The sequence below is a fragment of the Pseudomonas sp. BE134 genome, assembly GCF_031456105.1.
Lineage (GTDB): Bacteria > Pseudomonadota > Gammaproteobacteria > Pseudomonadales > Pseudomonadaceae > Aquipseudomonas.
This window is the reverse complement of record NZ_JAVDUA010000026.1, coordinates 18845-38199: the sequence shown is the minus strand read 5'-3', so window position 1 is coordinate 38199 and position 19355 is coordinate 18845. Positions and strand designations below refer to the sequence as shown.

The window sequence follows — 19355 nt, the reverse complement described above, 5'->3', positions numbered from 1 at the left end:
GGGTCAGGGTATGAATGATAAGGCGACGGCTGCAAAGGGTTCCGAAGATCCGATCCTGCAATGGGTAACCTTCAAGCTGGATAACGAAACCTACGGCATCAACGTGATGCGCGTTCAGGAAGTCCTGCGCTACACCGAAATCGCCCCGGTCCCGGGTGCTCCGAGCTACGTCCTGGGCATCATCAACCTGCGCGGTAATGTAGTCACCGTGATCGACACCCGTCAGCGCTTTGGCCTGATGAACGCCGAGATCAGCGACAACACCCGTATCGTCATCATCGAAGCCGACAAACAGGTGGTCGGGATCATGGTCGACAGCGTGGCTGAAGTGGTTTACCTGCGTCAGTCGGAAATCGAAACCGCGCCAAACGTCGGTAACGAAGAATCCGCCAAGTTCATTCAAGGCGTGTGCAACAAGAACAACGAACTGCTGATCCTCGTCGAGCTGGACAAGATGATGAGCGAAGAAGAATGGTCGGACCTGGAGAACATCTGATTGATTCTTGAGGTTGCGGTCATTGTCCTGTTCCTCTTCTGGGCAGGCACGCTGGCGATGTTTCTGGCGTACATACGCGGTCAACGACTGATCGCCGCACAACAGGCTCAGGGCGATGCGCTACGGGATCAGCGCATCAAAGACCTGGCCAAACGCGTGGAAAACTACCAGAGTGGCAACGTGCTCATGGGTGAAGACCTGCACGAACTGCGCGCGGTGGTCAGCCCGTTGCCGGACAAACTTGCTCAGCTGGAACAGCGCGACCCATCGAGTCTGTCGTTCGCCCAGGCGGCGCGACTGGTGGGGATGGGCGCGACTGTTGATGAACTGACGCAGTCCTGCGGGTTGACGCAGGCTGAGGCTGAGTTGATGCGTAAGCTTCACAAGAACTGAGATAGCTAATCGCGAGCAGGCTCGCTCCCACAGTTGATCTTCAGTGAACACACATTTCGTGTGCGCCAAAGATCCCATGTCGGAGCGAGCCTGCTCGCGATGGCGTCCTCGAAATCTCGGTTATCATCCCCGCTTTCGGAGAAATCCTTCTCTACCTTGTATTTTTTTCGGATTGCGCCGACTTGTGATTACCAGCCACCCTCGATAACGTGAACACCGCTGATTAACGACGCCTGTTTCAGACATTGCAGTGCCAAGGAGGCCTATGCTCGACATACTGCGTGGTACACCGCTATGGGTTTATGCAGTCTTTTTTATCCTGACTTACTACGGCGTAAGTGCGTGTTTCAAGGGTCATGAGTCGAAGAGGTCGTTGCAGATCACTCCGGCCATATTTGTTGCCATTTCCCTGATCTCGCTGAAGTTCTCCCAAGGAACTGCGATCCCGCTCTCGATGTATGCGCTGGGACTACTGGCAGGCTGGATTCTGGCGTTGCGCTTTTACTCCTACCAAAGCGTAGAACGCGATGGGGACCGCCTACTTTTGGGCGGCACTATCAAAGTATTGATGGTGTATTGGTGTTTCTTTGTCTGGCGTTATTACAACGGATACCAGACGGCCATGCATCCGGAAATGGCTGAGGCAGTGTCGGCGGTGGCATGGTCAGCATTGGGGGCCGGCCTGATCAATGGCTTGATTGTCGGTCGCAGCCTCAGGCTTTTGCGTTTTTTCAAAACTGAGGGCGAGACGACGGTGGCGCTGGCGGACAAATTGCCTAAGAACTGATTTTTGCGATTTGGCTGGGTTTGTTATCGCGAGCAGGCTCGCTCCCACAGGTATCGTGGTCGAACACAAGATGTGCGAACGCCACCGAACCCTGTGTGCGAGCCTGCTCGCGATGGCGTCCTCGAAACCTCAGTAATCATCCCCGCGTTCGGTAATGTCCTTCTCAGCCATTACCCCCTCCGACTCATGCCCCGCCGGAAACTTGCCCTTCAAATTCCACGCAAACGCAATAATCTCGGCAATCGTGCGGTACAACGCCTCGGGAATACTCTCCCCCAATTCCATCCGCGCCAGCAGCTTCACCAGCTCGGCGTTTTCGTAGATGGGCACTTCATAATCGCGGGCAATCTTCAGAATGGCTTCGGCCAGTGCTTCGTCACCTTTGGCCGTGAGGGTAGGGGCGTGGGTGCCGTCGTATTTGAGGGCGATGGCCTGGCGTGGGGCGTTGGAGTTATTCATGCGGTTTCGTCGACCCAGCGTTGTTCGAGACGGGTTTGTGGGCCTTGTGGCGGTTTCCCGAGATGGCAATCCAGATCGCCGACGTTCAGGCCCGATGCCAGCAGCCGTTCGCGCAGTGCAGCCAGATTACTTTCAATCAGGCTCGCGGTGTACGGGCGTTCGGCCCACAGCTGGCTGGAGAGGCTGCCCTTGATCAGTTGCGCCTGAATCTGCATCGGGCCTAGCGGTTCCATGTCGAACGCCAGGTCGACGCGCCACAGTGGCTGTTTCGGCTCACGTTCGTCGCGACGTTCATGCGGTTGTTCTTTCTCGGGGGCTTCTTCGCGCTGGAACTTGACCTGCAACGGCACAATGTCCTGCAGGTTGCGCATCGGGATTTCCAGCTGCCAGGTGCTGAGCAGGCGACCGTCGTCCGTGACGCCGGTCTGTTCAAGGCTTGATAGCTGATGGCTTTGCAGGCGCGAAACCGCCGCCGCAGCCAAACGCAGCAAGTGCTCCAGATCACCTTCGCCGTCCTGGCTTTGCAGGCGGCGCTCGGGCAGCGGGAAACTGGTGGGCAGCGGTTTGGCGCTGACCTGGCCGAGCATGCCGAGGGCGCTGCGCACGAAACTCGGCATTGCCTGCATCAGCGTGTTGGCGGCGATGAGTGCATTGAGGTTGGTGTTGGCCGGCAGCCCCGGTGTCAGCTGTGCGATCAGCTTGAGCAAATCGCCCTTCATATCGGGGGCCAGTGTCGGATTCGGTGCGGCCAGCAGTTTCGCTTCGAGGAACAGGCCACTGTTGGCCAGTGCTTGAGCCAGGCCCTTTGGCGTGCTCAGTTGCTGAACATCCGGCAGGCCAGTGAGCAGTTTTTCGACGGCCGCGCGCAGATCGCTGGAGGTCAGGTCTGACGACGGCGGTGGTGGCAGATTTTGCAGGGCTTGGATCAAACCATCCAGGGAACCCTGACGGCTTTGCTGGCTGACCAGTTGTTGCGTCACCGCCAACTGTTCCTGGCGGTTGCTGAGCGGGACGAATTTCAGTGTCTGGGTGTCTTGCACCATTGCGCTCAACAAGGTGCCGATACGCAGCGGTGTGGGGCTGTCGATGCTCAGCGTGCTGCCGCTCAGTGCCGTATTCAGCAAACTCACCATCGAGCGGAAAACTGTCGGCTGTCCCGGCATCTGTGGCAGCACCTGCGAGGTCAGTACTTTGCCTTGCAGCAAGGTGCCTACCGGTAGCTGCGCCGTGTCGATGCGGGTGAGGGTGGCGACGCTTGTGGCGATGGCCTGTTGCACGATGATGGACAGATTGCTCGCCGACGGTTGAGTAATCGCCAGGCTGGTGCCTTGGGGCAGCGGTTGAGTGCTGATGGCCTGGACCGTGGTCTGGCGACCGCTCTCGAGGGTGACTTTGAGCAACAGTTGAAAGGTCTCATCCATCTGCTTGAGCGACAGCACTTCAGCCTTGGCGGTCTGCCCGACAGCGATCAAACCTTCCATTGGCGTCAGCAACTTCAGCGGCTCGCCATTGACCACCAACGGCCGCGAAGGCGCGAGCGTGGTTTGCGGCAATGGGAGGATGTTCATTTCGCCTGTCATACGCGGTCACAACCTGAGGAAATTGCACTCTTTAGAGTAGGGCATGGCATGTATAATGCCGCCCGTCTTTCGGGGAGTCGCGAAAACATTGCAATTGTTTGACGCAGCTCTCTAGAACAAGCCGCCAATGCATCTATGCTGCATCTCTTTAGCGGCTGCTTCGCCGCCGACTTGAACCGCAAAAGGCCCGTGATCCCTTGACCAGCCCTGTCCTGCAAACCGTTGCCCTCGCTTGTGAGCGAGACCTTCGGCTGCTCTTCGAAAATCTCGATTTGAGACTGGCCAGTGGCGAAATGGTACAAATCAGCGGCCCCAATGGCAGTGGCAAAACCAGCCTGTTGCGCCTGTTGTGTGGCCTGATGCAGCCGACCGCCGGTCAAGTGCTGCTCAACGGCCAGCCACTGCATGAACAACGTTACGAATTGGCGCGCAATCTGCTGTGGATTGGTCATGCCGCCGGCATCAAGGAACTGCTGACCCCCGAGGAAAACCTCAGCTGGCTCTGCGCCCTGCATCAACCGGCGTCCCATGAAGCCATCTGGCAGGCATTGGCGGCTGTGGGGTTGCGCGGTTTCGAGGATGTTCCCTGCCACACGCTGTCTGCCGGCCAGCATCGTCGTGTGGCGCTGGCGCGGCTGTACCTGGACAGCCCGTCGCTGTGGATTCTCGACGAACCGTTCACCGCGCTCGACAAACAAGGCGTGGCACAGCTCGAAGAACACTTGGCCGCCCACTGCGAGCAGGGCGGCATGGTCGTGTTGACCACGCACCACACGCTGACCCGGATGCCGGCCGGCTATCGCGACATTGATCTGGGGAATTGGGCCGTATGAGTGTTTTCGGCCTGTTGGTCGCCCGTGAGGCACGCTTGCTGTTCCGCCGTCCTGCGGAACTGGCCAATCCGCTGGTATTCTTCGCCATCGTGGTGGCGCTGTTTCCATTGGCGGTGGGCCCCGAGGCTCAATTGTTGCAAACCTTGTCTCCGGGACTGGTCTGGGTCGCGGCACTTTTATCGGTTTTGCTCTCGCTGGACGGGCTTTTCCGCAGTGATTTCGAAGATGGCTCCCTTGAACAGTGGGTCCTTTCGTCGCACCCTCTGCCTCTTCTGGTTTTGGCCAAGGTACTGGCACACTGGGCCTTCTCTGGCCTGGCACTGGTTTTGCTCGCACCACTGCTGGCATTGATGCTCGGTCTGCCTGCCGCTTGTCTGCCGGTGTTGCTGCTTTCTTTATTGCTGGGTACACCGGTGCTGAGCCTGCTCGGTGCGGTGGGCGCAGCCCTGACGGTGGGATTGAAACGCGGTGGCCTGTTGCTTGCACTGTTGATTCTGCCGCTGTACATCCCGGTGTTGATTCTCGGCAGTGGCGCCTTGCAGGCAGCCTTGCAGGGTATGCCGGCGACTGGTTATCTCTTGTGGCTTGGTAGCCTGACCGCCCTGGCGATAACCCTGACACCGTTTGCAATAGCCGCTGGCCTGAAGATCAGCGTCGGCGAATAATGAGGTCTGGTTAAAATTTAACCAGTAAAGACCCAGCTCTTCACAGCGAAGGGCAACCGTGATGGAAACAGTATGAACTGGACGTGGTTTCACAAGCTCGGCTCGCCCAAATGGTTTTACGGTATCAGTGGCAAACTGCTGCCCTGGCTGAGCGTCGCGGCGTTGCTGCTGATCGGCGTGGGTGTCGTTTGGGGCCTGGCCTTCGCGCCGCCCGACTACCAGCAAGGCAACAGCTTTCGCATCATCTATATCCATGTTCCCGCCGCGATGCTGGCGCAGTCCTGCTATGTGATGCTGGCCGTGTGCGGCATTGTCGGGCTGGTCTGGAAGATGAAACTGGCCGACGTCGCCCTGCAATGCGCGGCGCCCATCGGTGCCTGGATGACCGCCGTGGCGCTGGTCACCGGCGCGATCTGGGGCAAACCGACCTGGGGTTCGTGGTGGGTCTGGGATGCGCGACTAACGTCCATGCTGATTCTGCTGTTTCTGTACTTCGGTCTTATTGCGCTGGGCAACGCCATCAGCAATCGTGACAGCGCCGCCAAGGCCTGCGCTGTGCTGGCGATTGTCGGTGTAATCAACATTCCGATCATCAAATACTCGGTGGAGTGGTGGAACACCCTGCACCAGGGCGCGACCTTCACCCTCACCGAAAAACCGGCGATGCCGGCCGAGATGTGGCTGCCTCTGTTGCTGACGGTGCTGGGCTTCTACTGTTTCTTCGGCGCGGTCCTGTTGCTGCGCATGCGCCTTGAAGTGCTCAAGCGCGAAGCGCGCGCCAGCTGGGTCAAGGCCGAAGTACAGAACAGTCTGGAGGCCGCTCGATGAGTTTTGCTTCATTCGGCGACTTCCTCGCCATGGGCCATCACGCCCTGTATGTCTGGTCAGCCTATGGCATCTGCCTGACGGTGCTGGCCCTCAACGTGGCGGCGCCGCTCCTGGCCCGCAAGCGGTATCTGCAACAAGAGGCGCGTCGTTTGCGCCGGGAGAACGGCAAGTGAATCCGCTGCGCAAAAAGCGTCTTATCATCATTCTCGCGATTCTGGTCGGTGTCGGCTCTGCCGTCGGCCTGGCCCTGAGCGCCCTGCAGCAGAACATCAATCTGTTTTATACCCCGACCCAGATCGCCAACGGCGAAGCGCCGCTAGACACGCGCATCCGTGCGGGCGGTATGGTCGAGAAAGATTCGCTGCAACGTTCCGGCGACTCGCTGGACGTGAAATTCATCGTTACCGACTTCAATAAATCCGTGACCATTACCTATCGCGGCATTCTTCCGGACCTGTTCCGCGAAGGGCAGGGCATTGTCGCCCTGGGGAAACTCAACGCCGACGGCGTGGTAGTGGCTGACGAGGTGCTGGCCAAGCACGATGAAAAGTACATGCCGCCGGAAGTGACCAAGGCCCTGAAAGACAGCGGCCAGTCGGCACCCACTCCCGCCAAAGAGGGCTAACCGATGACATCTGGAATCTTTATCCCTGAACTGGGCCACCTGGCCATGATCCTGGCGCTGTGTTTCGCGCTGGTTCAGGCCGTGGTGCCGCTGCTGGGTGCCTGGCGCGGTGACCGCTTGTGGATGAGCCTGGCCCAGCCGGCCGCGTGGGGGCAGTGTGCTTTTCTGGTGTTTGCCTTCGGTTGCCTGACGTACGCGTTCATGACCGACGACTTCTCGGTCGCCTACGTCGCCAGCAACTCCAACAGTGCCTTGCCGTGGTACTACAAATTCAGCGCGGTGTGGGGCGCGCACGAAGGATCGTTGCTGTTGTGGGCATTGATTCTGGGTGGCTGGACCTTCGCGGTATCGGTGTTCTCCCGACAGTTGCCACAAGTCATGCTGGCGCGGGTCCTGGCTGTGATGGGCATGATCAGCACCGGTTTCCTGCTGTTCCTGATCCTCACGTCCAACCCGTTCAAGCGCATCCTGCCGCAAATGCCCACCGATGGCGCTGACCTCAATCCATTGCTGCAAGATATCGGCCTGATCGTTCACCCGCCGATGCTGTACATGGGCTACGTCGGCTTCTCGGTAGCCTTCGCCTTCGCCATCGCGGCACTGATGGGCGGTCGCCTTGATGCGGCGTGGGCGCGCTGGTCGCGTCCGTGGACCATCGTCGCCTGGGCGTTCCTTGGTATCGGCATCACCCTCGGCTCGTGGTGGGCGTACTACGAGCTTGGCTGGGGTGGCTGGTGGTTCTGGGACCCGGTCGAAAACGCTTCCTTCATGCCGTGGCTGGTGGGCACTGCGCTGATTCACTCGTTGGCGGTCACGGAAAAACGTGGCGTGTTCAAGAGCTGGACAGTGTTGCTGGCCATTGCCGCGTTCTCGTTGAGCTTGCTCGGTACGTTCCTCGTGCGTTCCGGCGTACTGACCTCGGTTCACGCGTTTGCGTCCGACCCTGAACGCGGTGTGTTCATCCTGATCTTCCTGCTGTTTGTAGTCGGTGGCTCGCTGACGCTGTTCGCCCTGCGCGCACCGGTGGTCAAGAGCCAGGTGAGTTTCAACCTCTGGTCCCGGGAAACCCTGCTGCTGGGGAACAACCTGGTGCTGGTGGTGGCGGCTTCGATGATCCTGCTGGGTACCTTGTACCCGCTGATTCTGGATGCGATGACTGGCGCCAAGCTGTCGGTCGGCCCACCGTACTTCAACGCGTTGTTCATACCGTTGATGGCGTTGCTGATGGTGGTGATGGCGGTCGGCATGCTGGTGCGCTGGAGGGACACCCCGGTCAAATGGCTGATGAGCATGCTCACCCCGGTGTTGCTGGGCAGCGCTGCATTGGCTGTGATTGCCGGTGTCGCTTATGGCGATTTCAACTGGGCAGTCATCGCGACCTTCATGCTTGCGGCCTGGGTGTTGTTGGCCGGTGTGCGTGACATTGTCGACAAGACTCGCCACAAGGGCCTGATCAAAGGCTTGCCAACCCTGACTCGCAGCTATTGGGGCATGCAGATCGCTCACCTCGGCATCGCCGTGTGCGCCCTCGGTGTCGTGCTGTCGAGCCAGAACAGTGCCGAGCGAGACCTGCGCCTGGCTCCAGGCGAGTCCATGGATCTGGGCGGTTATCAGTTTGTTTTTGAAGGCGCCAAGCACTTCGAAGGCCCGAACTTCACCTCCGACAAGGGCACCGTCCGGGTGATCAAGGGCGGCAAGGAAGTCAGCGTACTGCACCCGGAAAAACGCCTCTACACCGTGCAGAACTCGGTGATGACCGAAGCCGGGATCGACGCCGGTTTCACCCGCGATCTCTACGTCGCCCTCGGCGAACCGCTGGGTGATGGCGCCTGGGCCGTGCGCGTTCACGTCAAACCGTTCGTGCGCTGGATCTGGTTCGGCGGCCTGCTGACCGGCTTTGGCGGGTTGCTGGCGGCGCTGGATCGACGTTATCGGGTCAAGGTGAAAAGCCGCGTGCGTGAAGCACTGGGCATGACGGGAGCCGCTGCATGAGACGTTGGTTGATGCTGTTGCCACTGGCGATTTTTCTGGTAGTGGCTGTTTTCCTTTATCGCGGTCTGTACCTCGACCCGGCCGAGTTGCCTTCGGCGATGATCAACAAGCCGTTCCCCGAGTTTTCCCTGCCGAACGTGCAGGGCGACAAGACCCTGACCAAGGCTGATATTGTGGGTAAACCAGCGCTGGTCAATGTCTGGGGCACCTGGTGCATTTCCTGCCGGGTCGAGCACCCGGTGCTGAACAAACTCGCCCAGCAGGGCGTGGTGATCTACGGCATCAACTACAAGGACGTCAACGCTGATGCCTTGAAGTGGCTGGAGGAGTTTCACAACCCGTACCAGCTGGACATCCGTGACGATGCGGGCTCCCTTGGCCTGAACCTCGGCGTGTACGGCGCGCCGGAAACCTTCTTCATCGATGCCAAAGGTGTCATCCGCGACAAGTTTGTCGGCGTGATCGACGAGCAGGTCTGGCGCGAAAAACTGGCCGCCAAGTATCAGGCGCTGGTCGATGAGGCCAAGCCATGAAGCGCTGGATAGCGGCTGTGGTATTGGGCTTGAGCATGGCCGGCATGGCGCACGCCGCCATTGATACCTACGAGTTCGCCAAAGAAGGTGATCGCGAGCGTTTTCGCGAGCTGACCAAAGAACTGCGTTGCCCCAAGTGCCAGAATCAGGACATCGCCGACTCCAACGCGCCGATCGCCGCCGACCTGCGCAAAGAAATCTTCCGCATGCTCGGCGAGGGCAAGGACAATCAGCAGATCATCGACTTCATGGTCGACCGCTACGGTGATTTCGTCCGCTACAAACCGGCACTCAACGCCAAGACGGCACTGCTCTGGTTCGGCCCCGCCGGCCTGTTGCTGGGCGGTTTTGTGATCATCGCCGTGATCGTCCGCCGTCGTCGCGTACAACGCGCTGCAACCCCGGACGCGCTTTCTGCCGAGGAGCGTGAGCGCCTCGACCACCTGTTGGATAAAAACCAAGAATGATTGATTTCTGGCTCGCTGCAGGTCTGCTACTTCTGGTTGCCCTGAGTTTTCTGTTGATCCCGGTTCTGCGTGGTCGCCGCGCTCAACGTGAAGAGGATCGTACCGCCCTGAACGTCGTGTTGTATCAGGAGCGCGTGGCTGAGTTGCAAACTCAGCAGGAAGAGGGCGTGCTCGATGCCGCGCAAATGGACACCGGCCGTGCCGAAGCGGCCCGTGAGCTGCTCGCCGACACCGAAGGCGTTGCGGCACCCCGAGTGGCTCGCCTGGGCAAGCCGTTGCCATTGCTGGCGGCGGTACTGGTTCCGGTGCTCGGCCTTGGCCTGTACCTGCATTTCGGCGCCAGCGACAAAGTCGAACTGACCCGCGAATTCGCCCAGGCGCCACAGTCGATGGAAGAGATGACTCGTCGTCTGGAGCGCGCCGTCGCCGCCCAGCCGGATTCGGCTGAAGGCCTGTATTTCCTCGGTCGCACGTACATGGCTCAGGACCGTCCCGGCGACGCAGCGAAGATCTTCGAGCGCACGGTGAACGTGGCCGGTCGTGAACCGGAACTGCTCGGCCAGTGGGCTCAGGCCCAATACTTCGCTGATGGCAAAAAATGGTCGGACAAAATTCAGGCATTGACCGACGAGGCTTTGAAAGCCGATCCGAAAGAAGTCACCAGTCTGGGCCTGCTCGGCATCGCGGCGTTTGAAAGCCAGCGTTATCAGGACGCCATTGACTATTGGAACCGCCTGCTGGCGCAACTGCCGCCCGAGGACAGCTCCCGTGGCGCACTGGAAGGCGGTATCGCCAAGGCCACCGAGAAACTCGAAGCCGGCGGTGGCAAGGTTGCCCAGGCGCCCGCCGCCAAACACGCAGCGTTGCTGAAAGTCACCGTAGACCTGGCGCCAGCGCTCAAAGCCAAGGTCCAGCCGGGCGACAGCGTATTTATCTTCGCCCGCGCCACGTCAGGCCCACCCGCACCACTGGCGGCCAAACGCCTGACCGTGGCTGACTTGCCGGTGACCGTCGAACTGGGTGATGCCGACGCCATGATGCCGCAGTTGAAACTGTCGAACTTTCCTGAAGTCCAACTGGTTGCGCGCATCTCCCGTGCCGGCCAACCGACTGCCGGTGAATGGATCGGTCGCAGCCAGCCCCTGGCCAGCAGCACTACCGCGCCGCAGACACTGACCATCGACAGCCCGGATAAATAACAGGAAAACGCCCCATGACCGCTATTGCCCGTATCACCCTGCTCAGTCTGGTTTTGGGGTTAAGCGCATGTGCGGTCCAGCCGCCGGAGCGCGAGTCGCCGCAGCCGATTCCGCCGTCGCAGCCAAGACCTACACCGTCGCCAACACCTGCGCCAGGCAAACCGTCTATCCCGGCCAAGCCCGCCAAACCGATGCCTCGCACCTCCGCCAGCTTCGCACCGCCACCGGGTGGCAACAGCCATTGGGATGCCAAGCTCGGCGTCTATGTGCTGGAGGATCAGACCAACACCTTCTACCGCCAGCGCACCTACTACCGCTGGAACAACGGCTGGAGCCGCTCGATCAGCCCGGATGGGCCGTGGGAAGACACGGATATTCACGGAGTCCCGGGTGGTTTGGGGCGGCAGTTCGGGCAGTAAATGGAAACGGCGATCTCAGGATCGCCGTTTTGTTGTTTGGTCTGTTTGAAATCGAGTCACAGAATTGCCTTGTAGGGCAACAGCGCCTTGACTGATTTGATTAGCCCCTGACGACACAGAAGATCCAGATAGGTGCCGACATCCAGTGGCGGCATCTTCAGCTGCTTCCTTTGTCGCTGTGCTGCCCCAACTACTGCGGCGGAATCCAGGTCGAAAAGGTTGCTGACGAACTCGTCAGGATGCTGCGCCTCAATACCGAAAGGGAACAACGCGCAGCGAGGAAAGTCTTTTTGATTGAACGTGACGATGACGCTGGCGTTGCAACAAATGGCGGCCGCCAACACATGTCGATCGTCAATATCAGGCAATGTCAGTCCTTCGATCAGTTCCTCGTAACCCGTTACGCTAGCGTCGGGTAATGCCAGATTCATCAGATCTGAAGTGCGATCCAGTTGTTCAGCGCTCAGGTCTGGACGGTTTTTGAGCAGATTGCGTTTCCATTCATAGTGTATCTCTGCAGACCACTTCGCTCTGAAATGACCTGAGAGCGCAAGCCACATCAGAAAATCTCTCAAGGGAGCGGGGTACAAAACACAGGCGTCATATACAGCGGTGAAAGTGGAATGCCTCACTCGTATCCTGTCCTTAACGCTTGTGCCTGCTCCGCGAGAAGCGTCATTGCTTGCTCGCTGGCAGTGTCGCGCCGGTTTTTATAGTCCATCAAATCGGCAAATCGCACACGTCGGTGCTTGCCGGTTTTGTGGTAGGACAAGTCGCCGGATTCGAGCAGTTTGATCAGGTGCGGACGTGAGACGTTGAGCAGGTCGGCCGCTTCCTGGGTGGTGAGTTCGGCGTGAACCGGAACCACTTTGACGGCATTACCCGCCGCGAGCTCAGCCAGGATATCGACCAGCAACCGGAGTGCCGAGGTGGGCAGCTCGACGGTGTGAGCTTCGTTACGCTCATCAAAAATCTGGATGTGCTGGGTTTCGAATTGAATTGCCAGATAGGCCGCCAAGGCGCGCTGACCCTCGATGGCAGCTTTAACTTCGCGCTCCATAGGCAAGGTGATTGCAGGGTGGATGACAGGTGACATGGCGGTTTCCAATATTCTGAATAATCGAAGCTGGCAGGCTATTCGAATTAATCGAAAATCGCAATAAACGAAACGTGTGGGTTTCAGGTCTCGTTTGTCAGCAACCCCTGCACATACTCCACAAACGCCCGAGCCTTCGCGCTGGCCTTTCTTCCGGTAGGAAACACTGCCCACAAATCCTGGTTCGGCAGTGTCCAACCCGTCATCACTTCCCTGACAGCACCACTGGCCAGTTCCGGGGCAAACATCCATTCGGAGGCCATGGTCAGCCCCAGGTGGGCGAGGACTGCTTCACGCAAGCCTTCGGCGGCACTGACGCGAATTCGGCCGCTGATGATCACGGCCTGCTCTTCGGACTCGTTGCGAAATTGCCAGTTGGCGCCGCCGCCCAGGGCGTAGACCACCGCCTGATGTTTGCTCAGGTCAACCGGGCAGGTGGGTTCGCCGTGTTTTTCGAAGTAGGCCGGCGTACCCAGCACAACGCGTCGGCATCCAGCGATTTTGCGGGCGGTGAGACCGGAGTCATTCAAGGCGCCCATGCGCAGGGCGATGTCGATGCCTTCTTCGACCAGATTGATGTTGCGGTCGTCGAGCATCAGGTCGATGTTGAGGCCCGGGTTTTTATCAAGGAAAGGCCCGAGGTGCGGCACGATGTGCAGTCGGCCGAAGGTTACGGCGGCGCAGATCCGCAGGTTGCCGGTGAGCCCGCTGGCGGCACCGCGCGCGGCGTTGTCGGCCTCGTCGGCTTCTTCAATGGCATGCTTGGCGCGTTCGAAAAAGGCCAGGCCGGCCTCGGTCGGCGTCAGGCCTCGGGTCGAGCGCAACAGCAGTCGCACGCCAAGCCGTGCTTCCAGCTGTGCAATGGCTTTCGACACGGCAGGCTGGCCAATATTCAGGCGCTTGGCGGCGGCGGAAAATGAGCCGGTTTCCACGACGTAGACGAAGGTTTCCATTGCGGCCAAACGGTCCATCTGAAGTCCTTGTGCAGTACTGAAATCACTGGAGATCTACTGTGGAAGCGAGCTTGCTCGCGACAGCGGACAGCCAGTCACATCAATGTTGAATGTGCCGCCCTCATCGCGAGCAAGCTCGCTCCCACAAGGATTGATGTTGTTGGTTAGAACGCGGCTTTCCCTATTGAGGAGCCGCCGTCGACAAACAAAGTCTGCCCGGTAATAAACCCGCTCTGCTCGGACAACAGAAACGCAATCGCCGCCGCGATCTCTTGCGGCTGTCCCAGACGCCCCATCGGCACGCCCGCCAGATACCGCGCTTCACCTTCGCTACCCGGCGGGTTGTTGGCGCGGAACAATTCAGTTTCAGTCGGCCCCGGCGCAACCGCGTTCACCGTCACACCGGTTTGTGCCAGTTCCAGCGCCCAGGAACGCGTAAAGCTGATCAACGCTGCTTTGGCCGCCGCATACGCGGTGCGTTGGGTGATCCCGAGTACGGTCAGACTCGAAATGTTCACCACCCGACCCCAACCCTTGGCGCGCATGTTTGGCAGTAGCGCCTGAGTGGCCTGCAACGCCGAATGGAGATTGACCCGCATCACATCGTCGAACGTATCCAGATCAATTTCACCCAGCACCTGCGGGCGTACCACACCGACGTTGTTCACCAATCCATCAAATTCGTACGTCCTGGCCAAGTCCGCCAAGACTTCCTGAGTCAGCGCTCTGTCACTCAAATCCAGCGGAAACAAAATGCCGGGGAACGTCAGGTCAGGCGTTCGGGCAATCCCGACGACTCGATGCCCGGCACGATCCAGGTGCTCGGCCACCGAGCGACCAATGCCTTTGCTGGCGCCAGTGATGAGAAAGGTACGACGTGTCATTTCACACTCCTTGAAAAACATGCCGCGGGTCAGGCGACATTTGATCGGTTTGCCGCGAATCGCATCCAGCATCGCTTCAGGCTCAGGACGCTGAGTGTAATCCGGGTTGACCTCGGCGTAACGAATGACGCGCAGTGAAAGTAGTCATTCCTGGGGGAATGCCGTGGCCCGCAATCACACCCTGTAAAACAACCGAGCGTCGCGATTCGGGTTTTTGTGCTTGAGTAAATATAACTCTAGGGTTACTTTTATTTGGGCCTGAGCAAGGAGGCTATTGGTGCAGAGCAGGCTATTGATCAAAGAGTTGGAAGAGGCGGGATGGATATTGGATCGGATTACCGGAAGTCATCACATCTTCAAGCACCCCTACAACCCGTACACCATTCCCGTCCCTCATCCGAAAAAGGATTTACCGGTCGGGACGGTCAAAAGTATCAGGAGGCGAGCCGGGCTGTATTACCCGGGAGCCCGTTATGCAGGAGATCCATAATGCAATATCCAATCTGTATCGAGTGGGGCGACGAGAACACCGCCATCGGTATTCAGATCCCCGATATTCCAGGCGCCGTAACGGCCGGGGATACGTTTGAAGATGCCTACAATGCGGCGGTCGAGATTGCTCACATCATGCTTCAGGAGATGGCGGCTGACGGGGAGTCGATTCCCATGCCTACATCTGCGGCTGCTCACCGTGGGAATCCGGATTACGCCGATATGGGCTGGGGAATGCTCGAGCTGGACATTTCGCCGTACATGGGCAAAACCGAGAAGGTCAACGTGACACTTCCTGGCTATGTGATTCAGCGCATTGATCGATATGTGCGTGAGCACAATGTGAAAAGCCGTTCTTCCTTTCTGGCAGATGCTGCGATGGAAAAACTGGTTCGACACTGAGTGATATGAGGTGCATTCCTTGCGGGCAAGCTCGACTGTAGAGCTTGCCGCAAGACTTCAGACTGCTTAAGCCGTCGCCAACGAAGGCTTCTGCGACACACTCAAAAACCGCAGCAACGCCAACAGCGGAAACGCACTGCCGACGATCACGATCCACAACCAGCCACCGTGCTCATAAACCGCACTGGCCACCGACGAACCGAACGCGCCGCCGATGAAGATGCTGGTCATGTACAGCGCATTGAGGCGACTGCGGCTTTTGGCATCGAGGGCGTAGACCGCGCGTTGGCCGAGAACCATGTTCATCTGCACACAGAAGTCGAGCAACACGCCGGTGACGGCAAGGCCGATGACGCTGTAGAGCGGATGGATGAAGGCCGGCAAAAAACTCAGGCTGGCAAACAGTAGGGCCAGCAATGATGCGACGCGGGTGTGGCCCGCATCGGCCAGTCGCCCGGCGATGGGGGCTGCGATGGCACCGATGGCACCGACCAGGGCGAAGATCGCGATCTGGGTTTGCGACAGGCCATGATTGCGTGCGAGTTCCAACGGCACGGCGGTCCAGAACAGGCTGAATGTGGCGAACATGCAACCCTGGTAAAACGCACGCTGACGTAACACCGGTTGTTGGCGCAACAACGTCCACAGCGACCCCAGCAACTGGCCGTACGATGCACTGTGATCAGGCTGGCGCTTGGGAATGGTCTGCGCGAGCACGATGCTGATCGCGGCCATCAACACCGCCGCAATCACAAACATCGCGCGCCAGCCAAAGTGGTCAGCCACCACGCTGGACACCGGCCGAGCCAACAAAATGCCCAGCAGTAAACCGCCCATGATCCCGCCGACCACGCGACCACGAGATTCTTCCGGTGCAAGATGCGCGGCCAGTGGAATCAGGATCTGCACCGACACCGAGCTGAAGCCCACCAGCAACGAGATCAGCAGAAACACGTTGGGCTGATCGGTGAACGCAGCACCCAGCAAACTCGCAATCGCCACCACGGTGGTGATGATCATCAGCCGGCGGTTCTCCAGTAAATCACCCAGTGGCACGAGGAAGAACAGCCCCAGCGCATAGCCAATCTGCGTCAGCGAAACGATCAGGCTGGCCATGGTGCTGGTCAGGCCGATGTCCGGCGCGATCAGGCCGATGATCGGCTGGGCGTAGTAAATATTGGCCACGATGGCACCGCAGCAGAAGGCGAAAAGCAGCACCATGCCTTTGGTCATTGTCGTGGCGCCGTGGGGCACTTGGTTCGCTGGGTTCATAACGGGACTCGCTGAACAAAAGGGAATGCGCGAAGGCTAAGCGGCACGCCCAAACGGCGGAAGAGGGATTGAAGTGATAGTAATCATTCCATTGCGGAATGAGTGACGCGGGTTGTGACGCATGCCTTGCGTCGGGACGTACAGCCCGGATGATACATTCACTTACATCCAGTTCGATAGCGTGCTTATGTTCTCTCTTCACGTTTCATTACCGGAAGGTACTGCCATGAATACGATGTTCCGTCACCTGATTCGCGGCGCTTCAACCCTGTCACTGATCGCCGTGTTTACCGCAGGCCTGGCCCAGGCCGCCGATGCGCCGGGCATGCGTATAGGTGTTCGCGGCGAAATCACCGGGGTCAGCCCTGAGGTGTTGAACGTCCACGCCAGCAGCGGCGAAAACGTAGTCATCAACCTGACCAACGACACCAGGATCCGCGCCGTCACACTGGCCAATATTGAAGACATCAAACCTGGCAGCTACATCGGCACGGCCGCCGTTCCTCAGGAAGATGGCACCCTCAAGGCGCTGGAAGTCCACGTTTTTCCACCCGAATTGGCCGGCAGCGGCGACGGGCATCGGCCGTTTGATCTGGTCAAGGGCAGTACCATGACCAATGGCAGCGTCGGCGATCTGGTGGTCAGCAATGGCCGCGTGTTAACGGTTAACTACAAGAGCGGGCAGCAGAAGATTCTGGTGCCGGAGGATGTGCCGATTGTGAACTTGATGCCGGGGGATCGCAGCTTGCTGAAGGTGGGGGTGAAGATCGTGACGTTTGTGACGCAGAGTGCCGACGGGACGCTGGCCGCGCAATCGATCTCGGCGGGCAAGGACGGCGTGACGCCGCCGATGTGAGGGCAAGTCAAAATCCCTGTGGGAGCGAGCCTGCTCGCGAAAGCGGCAGCACATTCAATATTGTTGGGACTGATACACCGCTTTCGCGAGCAGGCTCGCTCCCACGGGGGATCTACGGCGAATATGAGTTTTGTATTCGGCCACAAAAAAGGCGACCTGCTCAGGTCGCCTTTTTCGTTCAGCTCAGTGATTACTGACCGCTGTAAATCTGATCAAAGATCCCGCCATCATTGAAGTGGGTCTTCTGCACGGTGCGCCAGTCACCGAAGGTCTTCTCTACCGACAGAAAATCCACTTTCGGGAATCGATCGGTGTACTTGGCCAACACCGCTGGGTCACGTGGACGCAGATAGTTCGCCGCTGCGATCTCCTGACCTTCCGGCGACCACAAGTACTTCAGGTATTCCTCGGCTGCCGCGCGAGTACCTTTCTTGTCGACGACTTTATCGACCACAGACACTGGCGGCTCGGCTTCGGCGGAAACGCTTGGGTAGATCACTTCAAACTGGTCGCGACCAAACTCGCGGGCAATCATTTCCGCTTCGTTTTCGAAGGTCACCAGTACGTCGCCGATCTGGTTGGTCATGAATGTGGTGGTGGCTGCACGGCCGCCGGTATCCAGCACCGGGGCTTGTTTGAACAGTTTGCCGACAAAGTCTTTGGCCTTGTTTTCATCACCGCCGTTCTTCAGCACATAACCCCAGGCCGACAGGTAGGTATAGCGGCCGTTGCCCGAGGTTTTCGGGTTCGGCACGATCACCTGAACGCCGTCCTTGAGCAGGTCAGGCCAGTCTTTCAGGGCTTTCGGGTTGCCTTTACGGACGATGAATACAGTGGCGGACGTAAACGGCGCGCTGTTGTTCGGCAGGCGCGTGACCCAGTTCTCCGGGACCAGTTTGCCGTTGTCCGCCAGGGCGTTGATGTCGGTGGCCATGTTCATGGTGATGACGTCAGCCGGCAGGCCGTCGATCACCGAGCGCGCCTGCTTGCTCGAACCGCCGAAGGACATCTGCAGGGTGATGTTTTCGTTGTGTTCGGCTTGCCAGTGTTTCTGGAAGGCCGTGTTGTAGTCCTTGTAGAAGTCGCGCATCACGTCGTAGGAAACGTTGAGCAGGGTCGGTGCAGCCTGAGCCATGCTGGTCAATGTCAGGCCAGCGGCCAGAAGCGAGGCGCCAAAGAGTTTTTTCACTACGCAGTCCTTGTTCTAATTCAAAAGTGAGGCAATTTGCCAGCGACTATAGCCGGGCGCGCATAGGCCTTTAAAGATTAAAAAGCTCTTTGCTTATTCTATTTTCTTAAATAGCGCATTACCGCAGCGCGAACAGAACGCCGCACCGTGTTCGTGGTTGTTTTTCTTGCATACCGGGCAGTCATGTTGCAACTGTTCGCCGCGCATGGCGTTGGCCAGTTCGGCGGTGAAAATACCGGTGGGCACGGCGATGATCGAGTAACCGGTAATCATCACCAGCGACGAAACAACCTGACCCAACGGCGTCTTCGGCACGATGTCGCCGAAACCCACGGTGGTCAGGGTGACAATCGCCCAATAGATGCCTTTGGGAATACTGGTGAAGCCGTGTTCCGGACCCTCGATCACGTACATCAGCGTGCCGAACACCGTGACCAGCGTGCTCACGCTGACCAGAAACACCACGATTTTCTGTTTGCTGCCGCGTAACGCCGACATCAAGTAGTTGGCTTGCTTGAGGTACGGGCTGAGCTTGAGCACGCGGAAAATCCGCAGCATCCGAATGATCCGGATGATCAGCAGGTACTGCGCATCGGCGTAATACAGCGCGAGGATTCCGGGCACGATGGCCAGCAAATCCACCAGCCCGTAAAAGCTGAACGCGTAGCGCCACGGCTTGGGTGAGCAATACAACCGCAGGATGTATTCAACAGCGAAGACGAAGGTGAACCCCCATTCGATATACGCCAGCACATCGGCGTAGTTCTGGTGAATGGAATCGATGCTGTCGAGCATCACGATGATGATGCTGGCGAGAATGATCAGCAGCAGGGTGCCGTCGAAGCGCCGCCCCGCCTTGGTGTCGCTCTGGAAAATCATGACGTAAAGGTCTTCACGCCAGTTTTTGCTGCTGTCCATGGATGCCGCCTGAACCA

The 19355-nt window shown here is 58.8% G+C and carries 25 protein-coding genes; 16 read left to right on the top strand and 9 right to left on the bottom strand.

From position 1 onward, the window contains the following. Window positions 1-10 precede the first annotated feature (10 nt). The 3 genes from J2Y56_RS20690 (at window position 11) to J2Y56_RS20680 (ending at window position 1676) form a co-directional block, all read left to right on the top strand. Window positions 11-496, top strand: a complete 486-nt coding sequence (locus J2Y56_RS20690) for a chemotaxis protein CheW (protein WP_007946765.1) — start codon at window positions 11-13, stop codon at window positions 494-496. Then, window positions 497-889: a DUF2802 domain-containing protein gene (locus J2Y56_RS20685; protein WP_007946763.1), complete on the top strand. Its 393-nt coding sequence runs from the start codon at window positions 497-499 to the stop codon at window positions 887-889. Window positions 890-1154: 265 nt separating this feature from the next. Beyond that, complete coding sequence (locus J2Y56_RS20680) at window positions 1155-1676, top strand: hypothetical protein (protein WP_310352334.1); 522 nt, start codon at window positions 1155-1157, stop codon at window positions 1674-1676. Between the two features lie 129 nt (window positions 1677-1805). On the opposite strand, the gene J2Y56_RS20675 is transcribed toward J2Y56_RS20680, so the two are convergent. Continuing rightward, a complete protein-coding gene (locus J2Y56_RS20675; protein ID WP_310352331.1) occupies window positions 1806-2135 on the bottom strand; it encodes an EscU/YscU/HrcU family type III secretion system export apparatus switch protein in 330 nt (109 codons plus the stop codon). Beyond that, window positions 2132-3715, bottom strand: a complete 1584-nt coding sequence (locus J2Y56_RS20670; protein ID WP_310352329.1) for a flagellar hook-length control protein FliK — start codon at window positions 3713-3715, stop codon at window positions 2132-2134. The genes J2Y56_RS20675 and J2Y56_RS20670 overlap by 4 nt, the downstream gene beginning before the upstream one ends. A 197-nt stretch (window positions 3716-3912) precedes the next feature. Between J2Y56_RS20670 and ccmA the strand changes: the two genes are divergently transcribed. From ccmA to J2Y56_RS20620, 10 genes are all read left to right on the top strand, one after another. Beyond that, a complete protein-coding gene (gene ccmA / locus J2Y56_RS20665; RefSeq protein WP_007946759.1) occupies window positions 3913-4548 on the top strand; it encodes a cytochrome c biogenesis heme-transporting ATPase CcmA in 636 nt (211 codons plus the stop codon). Continuing rightward, on the top strand, window positions 4545-5213 hold the full coding sequence (ccmB, locus tag J2Y56_RS20660) for a heme exporter protein CcmB (protein ID WP_007946758.1): 669 nt from the start codon (window positions 4545-4547) through the stop codon (window positions 5211-5213). The genes ccmA and ccmB overlap by 4 nt, the downstream gene beginning before the upstream one ends. Before the next feature lie 72 nt (window positions 5214-5285). After that, window positions 5286-6041, top strand: a complete 756-nt coding sequence (locus J2Y56_RS20655) for a heme ABC transporter permease (protein WP_007946756.1) — start codon at window positions 5286-5288, stop codon at window positions 6039-6041. Continuing rightward, window positions 6038-6214, top strand: coding sequence for a heme exporter protein CcmD (gene ccmD / locus J2Y56_RS20650; protein WP_007946755.1), 177 nt, complete (start codon window positions 6038-6040; stop codon window positions 6212-6214). Before J2Y56_RS20655 ends, ccmD begins: the two co-directional genes overlap by 4 nt. Continuing rightward, window positions 6211-6666: a cytochrome c maturation protein CcmE gene (gene ccmE / locus J2Y56_RS20645; RefSeq protein WP_007946754.1), complete on the top strand. Its 456-nt coding sequence runs from the start codon at window positions 6211-6213 to the stop codon at window positions 6664-6666. The genes ccmD and ccmE overlap by 4 nt, the downstream gene beginning before the upstream one ends. A 3-nt stretch (window positions 6667-6669) precedes the next feature. Next, window positions 6670-8658: a heme lyase CcmF/NrfE family subunit gene (locus J2Y56_RS20640; RefSeq protein ID WP_310352326.1), complete on the top strand. Its 1989-nt coding sequence runs from the start codon at window positions 6670-6672 to the stop codon at window positions 8656-8658. Continuing rightward, complete coding sequence (locus J2Y56_RS20635; protein WP_007946751.1) at window positions 8655-9191, top strand: DsbE family thiol:disulfide interchange protein; 537 nt, start codon at window positions 8655-8657, stop codon at window positions 9189-9191. Before J2Y56_RS20640 ends, J2Y56_RS20635 begins: the two co-directional genes overlap by 4 nt. Continuing rightward, window positions 9188-9658, top strand: a complete 471-nt coding sequence (locus tag J2Y56_RS20630) for a cytochrome c-type biogenesis protein (protein WP_150781074.1) — start codon at window positions 9188-9190, stop codon at window positions 9656-9658. The genes J2Y56_RS20635 and J2Y56_RS20630 overlap by 4 nt, the downstream gene beginning before the upstream one ends. Continuing rightward, a complete protein-coding gene (gene ccmI / locus J2Y56_RS20625) occupies window positions 9655-10857 on the top strand; it encodes a c-type cytochrome biogenesis protein CcmI (protein WP_310352319.1) in 1203 nt (400 codons plus the stop codon). Before J2Y56_RS20630 ends, ccmI begins: the two co-directional genes overlap by 4 nt. A 14-nt stretch (window positions 10858-10871) precedes the next feature. Next, entirely contained in the window at window positions 10872-11276 is a 405-nt protein-coding gene (locus tag J2Y56_RS20620; RefSeq protein ID WP_007946745.1) for a hypothetical protein, read from the top strand. A 56-nt stretch (window positions 11277-11332) separates the two neighbouring features. Here the strand turns inward: J2Y56_RS20620 and J2Y56_RS20615 are convergent, their stop codons facing one another. The 4 genes from J2Y56_RS20615 to J2Y56_RS20600 all read right to left on the bottom strand — a co-directional run bounded on the left by J2Y56_RS20615 (window position 11333) and on the right by J2Y56_RS20600 (window position 14209). Next, window positions 11333-11908, bottom strand: a complete 576-nt coding sequence (locus J2Y56_RS20615; protein WP_310352318.1) for a PIN domain-containing protein — start codon at window positions 11906-11908, stop codon at window positions 11333-11335. Further along, entirely contained in the window at window positions 11905-12372 is a 468-nt protein-coding gene (locus tag J2Y56_RS20610) for a helix-turn-helix domain-containing protein (protein WP_310352316.1), read from the bottom strand. Before J2Y56_RS20610 ends, J2Y56_RS20615 begins: the two co-directional genes overlap by 4 nt. Window positions 12373-12455: 83 nt before the next feature. Continuing rightward, complete coding sequence (locus J2Y56_RS20605) at window positions 12456-13343, bottom strand: LysR family transcriptional regulator (RefSeq protein WP_310352314.1); 888 nt, start codon at window positions 13341-13343, stop codon at window positions 12456-12458. 146 nt (window positions 13344-13489) lie between these two features. Continuing rightward, entirely contained in the window at window positions 13490-14209 is a 720-nt protein-coding gene (locus J2Y56_RS20600) for an SDR family oxidoreductase (RefSeq protein WP_310352312.1), read from the bottom strand. Between the two features lie 277 nt (window positions 14210-14486). Between J2Y56_RS20600 and J2Y56_RS20595 the strand changes: the two genes are divergently transcribed. Together J2Y56_RS20595 and J2Y56_RS20590 are read left to right on the top strand one after the other, a co-directional pair. Continuing rightward, window positions 14487-14699, top strand: coding sequence for a type II toxin-antitoxin system HicA family toxin (locus tag J2Y56_RS20595; RefSeq protein WP_007946740.1), 213 nt, complete (start codon window positions 14487-14489; stop codon window positions 14697-14699). Beyond that, window positions 14699-15103, top strand: a complete 405-nt coding sequence (locus tag J2Y56_RS20590; RefSeq protein WP_007946739.1) for a type II toxin-antitoxin system HicB family antitoxin — start codon at window positions 14699-14701, stop codon at window positions 15101-15103. Before J2Y56_RS20595 ends, J2Y56_RS20590 begins: the two co-directional genes overlap by 1 nt. A gap of 66 nt (window positions 15104-15169) precedes the next feature. On the opposite strand, the gene J2Y56_RS20585 is transcribed toward J2Y56_RS20590, so the two are convergent. Further along, entirely contained in the window at window positions 15170-16375 is a 1206-nt protein-coding gene (locus tag J2Y56_RS20585) for an MFS transporter (RefSeq protein ID WP_310352309.1), read from the bottom strand. A gap of 226 nt (window positions 16376-16601) precedes the next feature. Here J2Y56_RS20585 and J2Y56_RS20580 point away from each other — a divergent pair, with 226 nt between their 5' ends. Beyond that, window positions 16602-17231, top strand: coding sequence for a hypothetical protein (locus J2Y56_RS20580; RefSeq protein WP_310352306.1), 630 nt, complete (start codon window positions 16602-16604; stop codon window positions 17229-17231). A 190-nt stretch (window positions 17232-17421) separates the two neighbouring features. Here the strand turns inward: J2Y56_RS20580 and J2Y56_RS20575 are convergent, their stop codons facing one another. Next, a complete protein-coding gene (locus tag J2Y56_RS20575; protein WP_310352304.1) occupies window positions 17422-18420 on the bottom strand; it encodes a sulfate ABC transporter substrate-binding protein in 999 nt (332 codons plus the stop codon). 93 nt (window positions 18421-18513) lie between these two features. Further along, window positions 18514-19338, bottom strand: a complete 825-nt coding sequence (locus tag J2Y56_RS20570) for an ion transporter (RefSeq protein ID WP_310352302.1) — start codon at window positions 19336-19338, stop codon at window positions 18514-18516. Between the last annotated feature and the right edge of the window lie 17 nt (window positions 19339-19355).

What these genes read in the sequence shown, in the direction of transcription:
- J2Y56_RS20690 (WP_007946765.1), top strand. Translation starts at nt 11, where the DNA reads ATGAATGATAAGGCGACGGCTGCAAAGGGTTCCGAAGATCCGATCCTG.
- J2Y56_RS20680 (WP_310352334.1), top strand. Translation starts at nt 1,155, where the DNA reads ATGCTCGACATACTGCGTGGTACACCGCTATGGGTTTATGCAGTCTTT.
- J2Y56_RS20675 (WP_310352331.1), bottom strand. Translation starts at nt 2,135, where the DNA reads ATGAATAACTCCAACGCCCCACGCCAGGCCATCGCCCTCAAATACGAC.
- J2Y56_RS20670 (WP_310352329.1), bottom strand. Translation starts at nt 3,715, where the DNA reads ATGACAGGCGAAATGAACATCCTCCCATTGCCGCAAACCACGCTCGCG.
- ccmB (WP_007946758.1), top strand. Translation starts at nt 4,545, where the DNA reads ATGAGTGTTTTCGGCCTGTTGGTCGCCCGTGAGGCACGCTTGCTGTTC.
- J2Y56_RS20655 (WP_007946756.1), top strand. Translation starts at nt 5,286, where the DNA reads ATGAACTGGACGTGGTTTCACAAGCTCGGCTCGCCCAAATGGTTTTAC.
- ccmD (WP_007946755.1), top strand. Translation starts at nt 6,038, where the DNA reads ATGAGTTTTGCTTCATTCGGCGACTTCCTCGCCATGGGCCATCACGCC.
- J2Y56_RS20640 (WP_310352326.1), top strand. Translation starts at nt 6,670, where the DNA reads ATGACATCTGGAATCTTTATCCCTGAACTGGGCCACCTGGCCATGATC.
- J2Y56_RS20635 (WP_007946751.1), top strand. Translation starts at nt 8,655, where the DNA reads ATGAGACGTTGGTTGATGCTGTTGCCACTGGCGATTTTTCTGGTAGTG.
- J2Y56_RS20630 (WP_150781074.1), top strand. Translation starts at nt 9,188, where the DNA reads ATGAAGCGCTGGATAGCGGCTGTGGTATTGGGCTTGAGCATGGCCGGC.
- ccmI (WP_310352319.1), top strand. Translation starts at nt 9,655, where the DNA reads ATGATTGATTTCTGGCTCGCTGCAGGTCTGCTACTTCTGGTTGCCCTG.
- J2Y56_RS20620 (WP_007946745.1), top strand. Translation starts at nt 10,872, where the DNA reads ATGACCGCTATTGCCCGTATCACCCTGCTCAGTCTGGTTTTGGGGTTA.
- J2Y56_RS20610 (WP_310352316.1), bottom strand. Translation starts at nt 12,372, where the DNA reads ATGTCACCTGTCATCCACCCTGCAATCACCTTGCCTATGGAGCGCGAA.
- J2Y56_RS20605 (WP_310352314.1), bottom strand. Translation starts at nt 13,343, where the DNA reads ATGGACCGTTTGGCCGCAATGGAAACCTTCGTCTACGTCGTGGAAACC.
- J2Y56_RS20600 (WP_310352312.1), bottom strand. Translation starts at nt 14,209, where the DNA reads ATGACACGTCGTACCTTTCTCATCACTGGCGCCAGCAAAGGCATTGGT.
- J2Y56_RS20590 (WP_007946739.1), top strand. Translation starts at nt 14,699, where the DNA reads ATGCAATATCCAATCTGTATCGAGTGGGGCGACGAGAACACCGCCATC.
- J2Y56_RS20585 (WP_310352309.1), bottom strand. Translation starts at nt 16,375, where the DNA reads ATGAACCCAGCGAACCAAGTGCCCCACGGCGCCACGACAATGACCAAA.
- J2Y56_RS20580 (WP_310352306.1), top strand. Translation starts at nt 16,602, where the DNA reads ATGAATACGATGTTCCGTCACCTGATTCGCGGCGCTTCAACCCTGTCA.
- J2Y56_RS20570 (WP_310352302.1), bottom strand. Translation starts at nt 19,338, where the DNA reads ATGGACAGCAGCAAAAACTGGCGTGAAGACCTTTACGTCATGATTTTC.